Raw genomic sequence first — 12,829 nt, 5'->3', positions numbered from 1 at the left:
GTGCTGCTAGGTGGACGAAGATGATCTTGTCGATCGCCGTCAAACGGCGGAAGCGATACCTTCGCACGCATTGGTACGCTATCCACCGCACGCGCACTTCCTGAAGCTTTTGGGTGCGCGTAGCCTCTCCTCCCAGGCGAGTCCGGCGGACAGTCTTCACATCTCCCCACATTCCCCACCGCTCCTGGTTCGGTGGCCCACGTGGTCCCCACCGTTTTTCCCCGAAGAGTCTTCGGCCGGAGTGGTCGGCCCCTGGGGTCCAACCAACCGCTCGAGGCGGTGACACGAAAGGTTGCGAGGGTCCGTGTCGACACGAGCGACAAAAGACGGGGCCAGCGCTCAGAGCGCGGCGGCGCAGGCCGAAAACGCCGACGCCGCGCCCCAGCGCAGAGCCAAACGGTGGCAGCCACGCAACTGGCGGGTGCGCTCCCGGCTGGTGGCCCTCATCGTCATCCCCACCGCCGTGGCGCTCGCGCTCGGCGGGCTGAGGGTCTACGAGGCCGCGGTCTCCACCGTCACCCACGCGCACATCGAGGACCGCGCCGAGATCGGCGTCCTCATCGTGCAGCTGGCCAACCAGCTGGGCCGCGAGCGCACCGCGAGCGCGGTGTACATCTCCGACAACGCCGACCCCGCGCGGCGGTCGGACGACCTCCGGCAGGAGATGGAGGACCAGCGCAACGCGACCCGCGACCTCCAGCAGAGCCTCACTGCCCGGCTCGACGACATCGGCGAGGTCGAGGGCTCCATCGCCAACAACCGGCTCACCGGGATGCGGAGCCAGATCGCGACCCTGGACGCCCTGCGCACCGAGGTCGACGAGACCCGCATCACGGTCCTCCCCGTCGTCACCAAGTACCGCACCGTCTCCCGCGCGCTGACCGAGTTCAACCAGACGATCGCGGACGACACCGGCGACACCGACCTGCGTGAGAGCGTCCGGACGCTCACCGCGCTCTCCAACGCGCGCGACCAGCTCTCGTACGAGACGGCGCTGATGAGCCACTCGCTGGCCCGCGACTCGATGACCGGCGGCATCTCCGAGGCCATCGACTCCAGCCGCGCCCGCTACGAGAACGAGATCTCGAACTTCGTCCAGGCCGCCTCCACCGAGCAGCGCGCCGTCTTCGACGAGCACTTCACCGGCCTGGAGGTCAGCCAGGTCTCCACCATGCGCATGCGCGTCATGTACCGCGCCGAGCGCGACGACCCGCTGACCGGTGTGACCGCCAACGACGGTCCCGAGGCGTACAAGGACATCGCCGACGTCGCCCTGGAGCGCCTCCAGACGGTCGAGGAGGAGATCGCCGAGGGCATCGCCGCCGAGGCCAACGACCTGCGGGCCGGCGCCATGATGCGCGCCCTCACCGACCTCCTCGTCGTCGCCCTGGTGCTTCTCGCCGTCTTCGTCCTCACCTCCCTGGTGGTCCGCTCCCTGGTGCGCCCGCTGCGCACCCTGGAGGACGGCGCGCGCCGCGTCGCCGAGCGCGACCTGCCCGACGCGATCAACCGGATGCAGGAGGCCGGCTCGGTCCCCGAGGCGGTCAAGGTCACCCCGATCGAGGTCGAGAGCAACGACGAGATCGGCGAGGTCGCCCGCGCCTTCGACGACGTCCACCGCGTGGCCCTGACCCTGGCCTCCGACGAGGCGGCCCTGCGCAGCAACGTCAACGCGATGTTCGTCAACCTGTCCCGCCGGAGCCAGACCCTGGTGGAGCGGCAGCTGCGCCTGATCGACGGCCTGGAGCAGTCCGAGCAGGACTCCGACCGGCTCTCCGACCTGTTCCAGCTGGACCACCTCGCCACGCGCATGCGCCGCAACAACGAGAACCTGCTGGTCCTCTCCGGTCAGGACAACACCCGCAAGTGGGCCCAGCCCGTCCCGCTGGTCGACGTCCTGCGCGGCGCGGTCTCCGAGGTCGAGCAGTACGAGCGCGTCAACGTGCGCGCCCCCTCCCACATCTCGGTGCTCGGCCGCCCGGTCAACGACGTCATCCACCTCGTCGCCGAGCTGGTGGAGAACGCCACCTCGTTCTCCCCGCACGACACCGAGGTCCTGGTCAGCGCCAAGACCCTCGACAACGGCGGCGTGCAGGTCGACGTCACCGACAGCGGCATCGGCATGGCCCCCGAGGACCTGGCGGCGATCAACGCCCGTCTGGCCGCCCCGCCGGTCATCGACGTCGCCGTCTCGCGCCGCATGGGCCTGTTCGTGGTCTCCCGCCTGGCCCACCGCCACGGCGTCAAGCTCCGACTCCAGGAGGCGCACGGCGGCGGCACCACCGCCCACGTCACCTTCCCGCCGGACCTGCTGATCACCCCCGTCGAGGGGCAGCACGCCCTGGGCGTGGCCGACAGCCGTCCCGAGCTCACCTCCGGGGCCCCGGACACCTTCGCCGAGGCCCAGGCGGCCTTCGCCTCCAGCCCGGCGGCGAGCGAGCCCGGCGACCCCTGGCAGACCCACGAGGCCGACTCCGGCGCGGGCGACTTCGGCGGACTGCCCAAGCGCCAGCCCGGCAACGTCCGCTCCGACGAGCACCCGCCCAGCGGCCAGGACCTCTGGCAGAGCAGCGGCTCCGACGTCTGGGGCACCGCCAAGGGCTCCGGGGCCACCGGGGCGGGCGCCGCCTCCAACGGCCGGCCGGTCGTGGACCCCTACGACACGCCCGAGGACGACGACCGGAACCCGAAGCCGGAGACCGGCGGACGCAGCCTCTTCGACCCGGCCCCCCGCTCCGACGCGGGGAGCGACTCGCCCTTCCGCGACAACGGGTCCGCCGACCGCTCCTCCGACACCGGATCGTTCGGCCGTCCCGCCGACACCGGGTCCTTCCGCCGCCCCGTCACCGACACCAGCGCCTTCCGGCGCCCGGCCGGGGCCGCCGACTCCTACGACGCCTTCGGCAACACCGGGTCGGCGTCCCAGAGCGGCGGACAGCCCGACCGGGGCGCCTTCGGCAGGGACGAGGGCGCGGGCCGCGACGCGGGGGCCCACGAGCGCCCCGCGGCCCCGGCGCGAGGGGACGACACCGAGACCTTCCCGGCCGTCGCCTCCGACTGGAACACCGGAACCCAGCAGCCCCAGGCCCCCTCGTCCAACGAGACCGGGAACTGGCGCTCGGGGGGCGGCGACACGCGCGAGGGCTACGGCTCCACCGCCTACCTCTCCCGCCGCTACGGGGGGACACAGGGGCCGAACAACACCGTCGTGCCGCCGAGCCCCTCGGGCGAGGACAACGACTCGCTGCCGATCTTCGACGCGATCGAGTCCAACTGGTTCAAGCGCCGCACCGGCGGGCCCACCGTCGACACGACCGAGACCGGTCCGATCCAGCAGGTCGACCCGAACCAGGACCGCCAGGCGCAGCCGACCCGGTCGGCCCAGCGCCCCCAGCCCGCGGCGAACGGCCAGGACACCCGTTCCGAGCAGGAGTGGAACTCCGCGGCCGACCGCGGCTGGAAGGCCGCGCGCACCGCCGCCGAGCCGCTCGCGGGCGGCCTCACCACGTCGGGCTTGCCAAAACGGGTTCCCAAGGCAAACCTTGTCCCAGGAACAGCCCCCAAGCCGGAGAACTTCAAGCAGATGCCCACTCGTAGTGCGGACCGTGTCCGAAACCGCTTCTCTGGTTTCCAGAAGGGTGTCCGCGACGGCCGGAACCAGCTCGGCGAAGGTACGGAGGAGTGACCCCAGTGCAACCTGGTGGGACGGGGTCCCCCTTATTCGGGGAAGCAGGATGCAATAGCATCTACCGAGCTTCTCGGACGCGCCGCACCCACGGCTTGACCAGAGCAGAACACCAGACTCCCGGCCACCCCCACGGGAGGGGCCGGGCAGTTCCTAGAGGCAGTGCTGTCACATGCCGTGCCGGCGGTAGCAGTGCCGAGAGACCAAGCCGGCGAATTGGACAGGAGATCAGATGAGTCGACAGGTGAATGAACTCAACTGGTTGATCACTGACTTTGCCGACCGGGTCCCTGACGTCGCCCACGCGATCGTCGTCTCCTCAGACGGCCTTCCGTTGGCCTCGTCGGCGGGGTTCCCGGCTGACAGGGCCGACCAGCTGGCGGCGATCGCCTCCGGCCTGTCGAGCCTCACGCAGGGCGCGGCCCGGGTGTTCGAAGGTGGGGCGGTCGCCCAGACCGTGGTGGAGATGGAGCGGGGGCTGATGCTCATCATGGCCATCAGCGACGGCTCCTGCCTCGCGGTCCTGGCGGCGGCGGAGAGCGACCTCGGCCTGGTCGCGTACGAGATGACCCTGCTCGTCGAGCGGGCGGGGCGGGCGCTGACACCAACGGCGCGCACCTCGGGAATCCACTGATCCACCACCGACAGGAGGAAGTGGTGGCACCTCACAGTAGAGATGCCGGGAGCGCCTCGTGGTTCGGACAACAGCCGGGCGGACCCCCCACCGGGGGGACGCCGGCCGTGCCGGGCGGCGGAGATGTTCCTCGACCAATCCAACAACAGTACGAACAACGATCCGCGGCGGGGAGCGCGCCCAGTTCGCTGGTCCGCCCCTACGCGGTCACCAAGGGACGCACCAAGCCGAAGTCGCAGCTTCCCCTGGAAGCTCTGATCTCGGCGACCGCCGCGGCCCGTAACGAGTCTGGGACGCTGACGCCCGAATGGCAGGCGATCAGCGACCTGTGCCGGGAATGGCGTTCCGTGGCGGAGATCTCCGCGCTGTTGCGGATGCCGCTCGGCGTGGCGCGGGTGCTTGTGGCGGACATGTCCGAGCAGGGACTGGTCCAGATCAGGTCCTCGCTCAACAACGAAGCCCGTCCCAACACCAACCTGCTTGAAAGGGTGCTCAGTGGACTTCGCAAGCTCTAGCCCAGCCGAGGAAGGCGGTGCTGGGGGGAACGCGATGACGTCGGTCAAGATCGTCGTCGCCGGGGGCTTCGGTGTCGGGAAGACGACATTCGTTGGCTCCGTCTCCGAGATCGTGCCGCTGACCACCGAGGCGGTCATGACCAGCGCCAGCGTCGGGGTGGACGACCTCGCCAAGACGCCGGACAAGCAGACCACCACCGTGGCGATGGACTTCGGCCGCGTCTCCCTCGACTCCGACCTGATCCTGTACCTGTTCGGCACACCCGGACAGCACCGGTTCTGGTTCATGTGGGACGACCTGGTCAAGGGCGCGATCGGCGCCGTCGTGCTGGTGGACACCCGCCGCCTGGCGGACTGCTTCCCGGCGATCGACTACTTCGAGGAGGCGCGCCTGCCGTTCATCGTGGGGATCAACGGCTTCGACGGCTACTACCCCCACGCCGCGGACGAGGTCCGGGACGCTCTGACGCTCAGCCCGGAGATCCCCATCGTCCAGGTGGACGCCCGTGACAAGGCCTCCACCAAGTCGACGCTCATCACCCTCGTCGAGCACGCCATCACGGTGGGGGACCCCGAGGGCGCCGCAGGACAGCCCACTTCCACGGGCGGTCAGAACTCCTGGCGTTAGCCCCCAGGCTTCTGGGCCAACCCGGGCCGGGGTCCCGCACAGAGCACGGCCCGGTTCCCGCGACGCGGGAACCGGGCGTCCGTGCTGGCATCATGGCGGGATGAGCTCTTCCTCCCAGCCCGACGCAGAGGCGATGACACGGCGGTTCCGCGAGGTGGCCGAGCGGGTGCTCGACTTCCTTCTCGACGACGCCCCCGAGTGGGCGCTCGACCTGGGCGACGCCCGGGGCGCGGCCCGCCTCTCCGACCTGTCGGCGCAGGCCGACGCGCACCGCGTCGAGGTGCTCACCGACGCCCTCGGCTCCCTGGACGAGATCGACGGCGACCTGATCCCCGCGGGCGACCTGGTCGACCTGGAGGTCCTGCGGTCGAGGATCAGCGCGGACCTGTGGCACACCACCGAGCTGAGGCCCCGCACGTGGGACCCGCTCCTGTACTCGCCGGGAGAGGCCCTCTACGCCCTCCTGGAGCGCGACACCCTCCCCCTCCCCGAGCGGCTGGCGGCCCTGGCCTCGCGCTGCGCCGCACTGCCCGACTACCTCTCCACCGCGCGCGCCCGACTGTCCGAGGGGCCGGGCATGCCCCGTGTGCACGTCGAGACGGCCCTGGCGCAGCTCGACGGGGCCAGGGCCATGCTCGCCTCGGGCGTGCCCGCGCTGGCCGCGCAGGAGCCGTCCGCGCCCTCCCGGCTCGAACAGGAGCGCCTGACCGCCCTGGCCGCGGTGGAGGAGTACGCCGACTGGCTCCGCGGCCGGGTGGAGGGGGCCGCCGCGGACCCGCGGCTGGGCGCCCGGGACTTCGCCGCCCAGCTCTGGTACACGCTCGACTCCGAGCTGTCGCCCGACGCGCTCCTGGTGCGCGCCGAGAGCGACCTGCTGGCCACGGAGGAGGCGATCGCCGAGGTGGCCGCCGAGTACGAGGGCCGGCCCCGCCGCGAGGGCCAGGTGGCGGACGTGCTGGCGGCGCTCGCCGCGGAGAACGCCACGGACGCCGACACCGTGCGCCCGGCCTGCGCCGACGCGCTCATGCACCTCGACGGGCGTGTGCGCGGACTCGACCTGGTGACGGTGTACGACGACCCCGTCCGGATCATCCCGATGCCCGAGTCGCGCAGGGGCGTGGCCGTGGCCTACTGCGACCCGCCCGCCCGGCTCCCCGCGCCCCCGGCCAGGGACGCCTTCGGCGCGGTCGTCCCCTCCCCGCTGGACCCCGCGGTCCTGGAGCGGCCGACGCTGGTGGCGGTCGCCCCGCCGCCCGCCGACTGGCCGGCCGAGCGCCGGGAGTCCTTCTTCCGCGAGTACAACGCGAGCATGCTGCGCAACCTCATGGTCCACGAGGCGGTGCCGGGGCACGCGCTCCAGCTCGCCCACGCGGCGCGCCACACCGGCGGCACCCGGGTCGGCAACGTCCTGTGGAGCGGAACCTTCATCGAGGGGTGGGCGGTCTACGCGGAGGAGCTCATGGCCCGGCACGGCTGGGCCGAGGACCCCCGGGAGAACCTGGCGCTGCGCCTGGTACAGCTCAAGATGCGCCTGCGGATGATCCTCAACGCGATCCTGGACGTGCGCCTGCACACGGGCGACCTGGCCGAGTCCGAGGCGATCTCCCTGCTGACGCGGCGCGGCCACCAGGAGGAGGGCGAGGCGGTGGGCAAGTGGCGCCGGGCCCAGCTCACCAGCGCGCAGCTGTCCACCTACTACGTGGGCTACGCGGAGGTGTCCGACATCGCCCGGGACCTCGCCGCCTCGCGCCCCTCGCTCAGCGAGCGCGAGCGGCACGACGCGATGCTCGCCCACGGCTCCCCGCCCCCGCGCCACCTGCGCACGCTGCTCGGGCTGTAGGGGCGCGGGCGGGGGAGGACGCGCAGGACACGGCCCGCCGGTCCGGCGGCGCGACCGGGGCCGGGAGGCGGGCGGGCCGTGGGCGCCCCCCGGCGGTACGGCGGCACGCCCGCGCGCGGGCCCTCCTATGCTGGGGAACGCGGAGAGCACGGGCAGGCGACGGAAACGGACGACCCATGAACGGTGCCGAGAACGGACTGGACGACCAGCGGGGCGCCCCCGGAGCGGGGACCGGCTCCCCCGACGGCTGGGACCGCCTGTGGACCCCGCACCGGATGGCCTACATCAAGGGCGAGGGCAAGCCGACCGGCTCCCGCCCCGAGGACGGCTGCCCCTTCTGCCGCGCTCCCGGTCTCCCCGACCCCGAGGGACTCGTGGTCGCCCGCGGCAAGAGCGCCTACGTGGTCCTCAACCTCTACCCGTACAACAGCGGCCACCTGCTGGTGTGCCCCTACCGCCACGTCTCGGACTACACCGGCCTGGACGAGGACGAGACCGCGGACGTCGCCGCCCTCACCCGCGCCGGCATCCGCGCCCTCACCGGGGCCTACGGGCCGCAGGGCTTCAACGTCGGCATGAACCTCGGCGCCGCGGCGGGCGCGGGCATCGCCGCCCACCTGCACCAGCACATCGTTCCGCGCTGGGGCGGCGACGCCAACTTCATGCCCGTCGTCGGCCACACCAAGGTGCTGCCCGAGATGCTGGAGCAGACCCGGGAGAAGCTGGCCGACCACTGGCCCCGCGACTAGACGGCCCACGAGCACCGACCGCGCGGCGGCCCCAGGGCCGCGACACCGCACGGACGCGGCGCCGCCCCCGGCCCGGCACCGGGCGGTCCGGTGGCGCGCCACCCCCACCGGACGCGGTTCCCACCCCCGGGGCCGTTCCCGCCCTACGATCACAAGAAGCCATGCTGAGAATCCTTCGCCCCATCACTTCCCGGGTCACCGCTCCGCTCGGACGGAGCCTCGCCCGGATCGGCCTCACACCGAACCTCGTGACCATCATCGGCGCCACCGGCGTCGTCATCAGCGCGCTCTACTTCTACCCCCGCGGCCAGCTGTACGCGGGCTCGGTCGTCATCACCGTGTTCGCGCTCTTCGACATGCTCGACGGCGCGGTGGCGCGCGCCAACGACAGCAGCAGCGCGTTCGGAGCCTTCCTGGACTCCACCCTCGACCGCGTGGCCGACGCCTCCATCCTCGCCGGGCTGCTCTGGTGGTTCATCGGCGACGGCGACGACCCGCTGCTCGCCGGACTGACGCTCTTCTGCCTGATCAGCGGTTTCATGGTGTCCTACATCAAGGCGCGGGCCGAGGGGCTGGGCGTCAACTGCGACGTCGGCGTCGCCGAGCGCACCGAACGCCTGGTGATCATCCTGGTGGCCGTGGGGCTCAGCGAGCTCGGCGTGCCCTACGTCCTGGCCGGCGGCCTGTGGCTGCTCGCCGGGATGAGCCTGCTCACGGTCCTCCAGCGCCTGGTCGAGACCAGGGCCCGCCTCAACGACCCCTCCTACGTCGACGTCACCCGGAGCCCGGACGGCGCGGCGGAGGACACCGACGACACCGTCGGCGGGGCCTGAGGGAAGGACGGGGAGCACGACGTGGACGAACGCTGGGCCGACCTGGCCTACTCCGCCGGCTGGGAGCTGGTCCGACGCGCACCCGAGGGGGTGGGCCGGGCGGCCTTCCGGCACCTGGCCGACCGCTCCTGGCGCGCCCACGACGGCGGGACGCGCGGCCTGGAGCGCAACCTGCGCCGCCTGCTCGGCCCGGGGGCCACCGACGCCCGGCTGCGCGCGCTGTCCCGGGCGGGCATGCGCTCCTACATGCGCTACTACTACGAGATGTTCCGGCTGCCGGCGATGGACGAGCGGTACATCCTCGGCCACACCCGGGCCACCGGCATCGAGGTCCTGGAGAAGCACGTCGGGTCGGGCCGGGGCGTGGTCGCCGCCCTTCCCCACATGGGCAACTGGGACCACGCCGGGGCCTGGATCACCCTCCGGGGCACCCCCCTGACCACCGTCGCCCAGCGGCTGAGGCCGGAGAGCCTGTTCGAGCGGTTCACGGCCTACCGCGAGTCCCTGGGGATGGAGGTGCTCCCGCTGACCGGCGGGGGCAACACGGTCGCGACCCTGGCACGGCGGCTGCGCGACGGCGGGCTGGTCTGCCTGCTCGCCGACCGCGACATCCACGGCACGGGCCTGGAGGTGGACTTCTTCGGGGAGCGCGCCCGCGTGCCCTCGGGGCCCGCCGCGCTCGCCCTCAACACCGGGGCCGCCCTCATGCCGGTCTCGCTCTGGTACGACGGCCCGTACTGGAACATCCGCGTCCACGACGAGATCCCCGTCGCGGAGGGGCCCACGCGCTCCGCGCGGATCCAGGCCACCGCGCAGGAGCTGGCCCGGGTCTTCGAGGGCGCCATCGCCGAGCACCCCGAGGACTGGCACATGCTCCAGCCGGTGTTCAGCCTCGACCACGAGCAGGACCGCCTGCGGCGCCCGGGGGCCGGAGCCGCCGACCTCCGTCCCCCCGGGCACCGGGACAGGTGAGGCGCGCATGCGGATCGGCCTGGTCTGCCCCTACGCCTGGGACGTCCCGGGCGGGGTGCAGCAGCACGTCGGGGACCTCGCCGAGGCCCTGACCGGCATGGGGCACGAGGTGTCGGTGCTCGCCCCGGTGGGCGACGCCGGGACGGCCGTGCTCCCCGACCACCTCGTCCCCGCGGGGCGGCCGGTCCCGGTCCCCTACAACGGGTCGGTGGCCAGGCTCAGCTTCGGTCCGCGCACGGCGACACGGGTCCGCCGCTGGATCTCCGAGGGCGGGTTCGACGTGCTGCACGTCCACGAGCCGTCGGCTCCCAGCGTCTCCCTGCTGGCCTGCTGGGCGGCGGACGGCCCCCTGGTCGCCACGTTCCACACGTCCAACCCACGCTCGCGGGCGATGGCCGCGAGCTCCCGGGCCCTGCGCTCGGCGACGGAGAAGATCAACGGACGCATCGCCGTCTCCGAGGCCGCCCGGCGGACCCTGGTCGAGCACGTCGGCGGCGACGCCGTGCTCATCCCCAACGGCGTCGCGGTGCGGGCCTTCGAGCACGCCGACCCCCTGCCGGGCTGGCCCGGGGAGGGCGGCTCCCTCGGTTTCCTCGGCAGGCTGGACGAACCGCGCAAGGGCCTGTCCGTGCTGCTGGACGCCTTCGCCCTGATGGCGCCCGCGCGCCCGGGCCTGCGGCTGCTGGTCGCGGGCCCCGGGGACCAGGAGGCGGCGCTGGCCAGCGTCCCCGCCGGGATCCGGGCGCGCGTCGTCCCGCTCGGCCGCCTGGACGACGCCGACAAGGCGCGCGCGTACCGCTCCGCGGACGTCTTCTGCGCCCCCAACCTGGGAGGGGAGAGCTTCGGCATCGTCCTGACCGAGGCGATGGCGTCCGGAGCGGCGATCGTCGCCAGTGACATCCCCGCCTTCTCCGCGGTGCTGGAGGGGGGCGGCGCCGGAGACCTGTTCTCCGCCGGCGACCCCGCCGACCTGGCGGAGCGGGCGGGAGCCCTCCTGGACGACCCGGAACGGCGCCGCGCCCTCTCGGCGGCCGCCCGCAGGGCGGTGCGCGCCTACGACTGGGAGACCGTCGCCGCCGACGTCGTCCACGTGTACGAGACGGTGCTCGCCGGGGCGGGGGCCGGCGACGGGCGCCGCCCGGGGGTGCGCCTGGACACCGGGCCCCGCGCCACGGCGCTGCTGCGGAGGGGGTCGGTGTGAGCGGGACCGGAGTCGCGGAACGGGGTGACCGGCCCTGATCGAGGACGTCCTCTTCGCCGCGGTGGTCGCCTGGGCGGTCCTGGCCCTGGCGCTGTTCGGGTTCTACCTGTCCTGGAGGGCCACGCGCCTGCACCGCCTGCACCACCGGGTCGACGTGGCCCGCGCGGGGCTGGAGGGCGCCCTGGCGCGCCGCCGGTCCGCCGCGCTCGCCCTGGCGGGGGCCGGGTGTGTCCCGCGGGCGGGGGCCCGCGCGCTGGAGGAGGCGGTCGCGGCGGCCCGCGAGGCGGGGGAGCGGCACATCGACCTCGCGGAGAGCAGGCTCTCCCGGGTCCTGCGGGAGGTCGTCGAGGGCACGGGGGACGGGGACGCGGCGTCGGCGCCCGCCGTGCCGGCCGAGGTGGAGGCGGCGGCCAAGGGCGTCCACATCGCCCGCACCTTCTACAACGACGCCGTCTCCGACACCCGCCGGGCGCGACGCTCCAGGATCGTCCGCGTGTTCCGCCTCGCGGGCGCCGCGCCCCTGCCGGACTACTTCGAGATCGACGACCGACCGCCCCGGACCGCGCCCCCGACCGTCCGCCCCGACACCCTGTAGAACCCCGGTCCGGGAAACCACCTATCTGGCCAAAGCCCCCGAAAGGGGGTGGAACTAGGATGGGGGGCTGGTCGACCCAGGGTGCGCGGCACCGACGGTGCCCGCGTGCCACCGCGCGCGGCCGCCGACTCCGCTGCCCCGCGACCGCAGGCCCCCAGCGGCAACTCGACGAACGGGAGTCCACAACCGTGGCCAACAACGCATCGAACAGCACCGAGGCAGTGGTCGGTACCCAGCGCGTCAAGCGAGGCATGGCCGAGCAGCTCAAGAACGGCGTCATCATGGACGTCGTCACGCCCGAGCAGGCCAAGATCGCCGAGGACGCCGGCGCCGTCGCCGTCATGGCCCTGGAGCGCGTCCCCGCCGACATCCGCAAGGACGGCGGCGTCGCCCGCATGTCCGACCCGGACATGATCGACGGCATCACCGCCGCCGTCTCCATCCCGGTCATGGCCAAGGTCCGCATCGGGCACTTCGTCGAGGCGCAGGTCCTGGAGTCCCTCGGCGTCGACTTCGTCGACGAGTCCGAGGTGCTCACCCCCGCCGACGAGGCGTACCACATCGACAAGTGGGCGTTCACCGTCCCCTTCGTGTGCGGAGCGACCAACCTCGGCGAGGCGCTGCGCCGCATCGCCGAGGGCGCGGCCATGATCCGCTCCAAGGGGGAGGCCGGGACCGGCAACGTGGTCGAGGCGACCCGGCACATGCGGTCCATCCGCTCCGAGATCAAGCGCCTGGGCACGCTGGACGAGGCGGAGCTCTTCGGCGCCGCCAAGGAGCTGCGCGCCCCGTTCGAGATCGTCAAGGAGGTCGCCGGCCTGGGCAGGCTCCCCGTTCCGCTGTTCTCCGCGGGCGGTGTGGCCACCCCGGCCGACGCCGCCCTCATGCGCCAGCTCGGGGCGGAGAGCGTGTTCGTGGGCTCGGGCATCTTCAAGTCCGGCGACCCGGCCCGGCGCGCCGACGCCATCGTGCAGGCGACCCTGCACTACGAGGACCCCGCCGTGATCGCCCGCGTCTCCCGCGGTCTGGGCGAGGCCATGGTCGGCATCAACCTCGACGAGCTCTCCGACGCCCAGCGCTACGCCGGACGCGGCTGGTAGCCCCCGACGGGAGGCGGTCCCGCGCCGGCACCGCCTCCCGCCCCCCGCCCCCGCTCCACCTCAGCCGACGAGTGAGG

The 12,829-nt window shown here is 73.1% G+C and carries 11 protein-coding genes; all 11 read left to right on the top strand.

The genetic code is table 11. From position 1 onward, the window contains the following. Nucleotides 1–421 precede the first annotated feature (421 nt). A complete protein-coding gene (locus ACIRPH_RS03540; protein WP_402909513.1) occupies nt 422–3,685 on the top strand; it encodes a nitrate- and nitrite sensing domain-containing protein in 3,264 nt (1,087 codons plus the stop codon). Between the two features lie 232 nt (nt 3,686–3,917). Further along, complete coding sequence (locus tag ACIRPH_RS03535) at nt 3,918–4,319, top strand: roadblock/LC7 domain-containing protein (RefSeq protein ID WP_014909276.1); 402 nt, start codon at nt 3,918–3,920, stop codon at nt 4,317–4,319. 107 nt (nt 4,320–4,426) lie between these two features. Beyond that, on the top strand, nt 4,427–4,834 hold the full coding sequence (locus ACIRPH_RS03530; protein ID WP_402909511.1) for a DUF742 domain-containing protein: 408 nt from the start codon (nt 4,427–4,429) through the stop codon (nt 4,832–4,834). A 34-nt stretch (nt 4,835–4,868) separates the two neighbouring features. Next, the gene (locus ACIRPH_RS03525) at nt 4,869–5,462 is read left to right on the top strand and encodes an ATP/GTP-binding protein (protein WP_017565656.1); all 594 of its coding nucleotides are present in this window, start codon (nt 4,869–4,871) and stop codon (nt 5,460–5,462) included. A gap of 100 nt (nt 5,463–5,562) precedes the next feature. Then, the gene (locus ACIRPH_RS03520; RefSeq protein ID WP_402908719.1) at nt 5,563–7,302 is read left to right on the top strand and encodes a DUF885 domain-containing protein; all 1,740 of its coding nucleotides are present in this window, start codon (nt 5,563–5,565) and stop codon (nt 7,300–7,302) included. 176 nt (nt 7,303–7,478) lie between these two features. Then, on the top strand, nt 7,479–8,051 hold the full coding sequence (locus ACIRPH_RS03515; protein ID WP_402908717.1) for an HIT family protein: 573 nt from the start codon (nt 7,479–7,481) through the stop codon (nt 8,049–8,051). A 182-nt stretch (nt 8,052–8,233) separates the two neighbouring features. Further along, nucleotides 8,234–8,884 carry a phosphatidylinositol phosphate synthase gene (gene pgsA / locus ACIRPH_RS03510; protein ID WP_402909509.1) on the top strand — a complete coding sequence of 217 codons (651 nt, stop codon included), beginning with the start codon at nt 8,234–8,236 and terminating at the stop codon, nt 8,882–8,884. A 21-nt stretch (nt 8,885–8,905) separates the two neighbouring features. Beyond that, complete coding sequence (locus ACIRPH_RS03505) at nt 8,906–9,856, top strand: phosphatidylinositol mannoside acyltransferase (RefSeq protein ID WP_402908715.1); 951 nt, start codon at nt 8,906–8,908, stop codon at nt 9,854–9,856. A gap of 7 nt (nt 9,857–9,863) precedes the next feature. Next, nucleotides 9,864–11,057, top strand: a complete 1,194-nt coding sequence (locus tag ACIRPH_RS03500; RefSeq protein WP_402908713.1) for a glycosyltransferase family 4 protein — start codon at nt 9,864–9,866, stop codon at nt 11,055–11,057. A gap of 61 nt (nt 11,058–11,118) precedes the next feature. Beyond that, nucleotides 11,119–11,652 carry a hypothetical protein gene (locus ACIRPH_RS03495; protein WP_402908711.1) on the top strand — a complete coding sequence of 178 codons (534 nt, stop codon included), beginning with the start codon at nt 11,119–11,121 and terminating at the stop codon, nt 11,650–11,652. A gap of 188 nt (nt 11,653–11,840) precedes the next feature. Further along, complete coding sequence (gene pdxS, locus ACIRPH_RS03490; RefSeq protein ID WP_355011706.1) at nt 11,841–12,752, top strand: pyridoxal 5'-phosphate synthase lyase subunit PdxS; 912 nt, start codon at nt 11,841–11,843, stop codon at nt 12,750–12,752. Nucleotides 12,753–12,829: the final 77 nt, after the last annotated feature.

The sequence above is a fragment of the Nocardiopsis sp. NPDC101807 genome (assembly GCF_044766605.1).
GTDB lineage: Bacteria > Actinomycetota > Actinomycetes > Streptosporangiales > Streptosporangiaceae > Nocardiopsis > Nocardiopsis tropica.
This window is presented reverse-complemented; position numbering and strand designations above follow the sequence as displayed.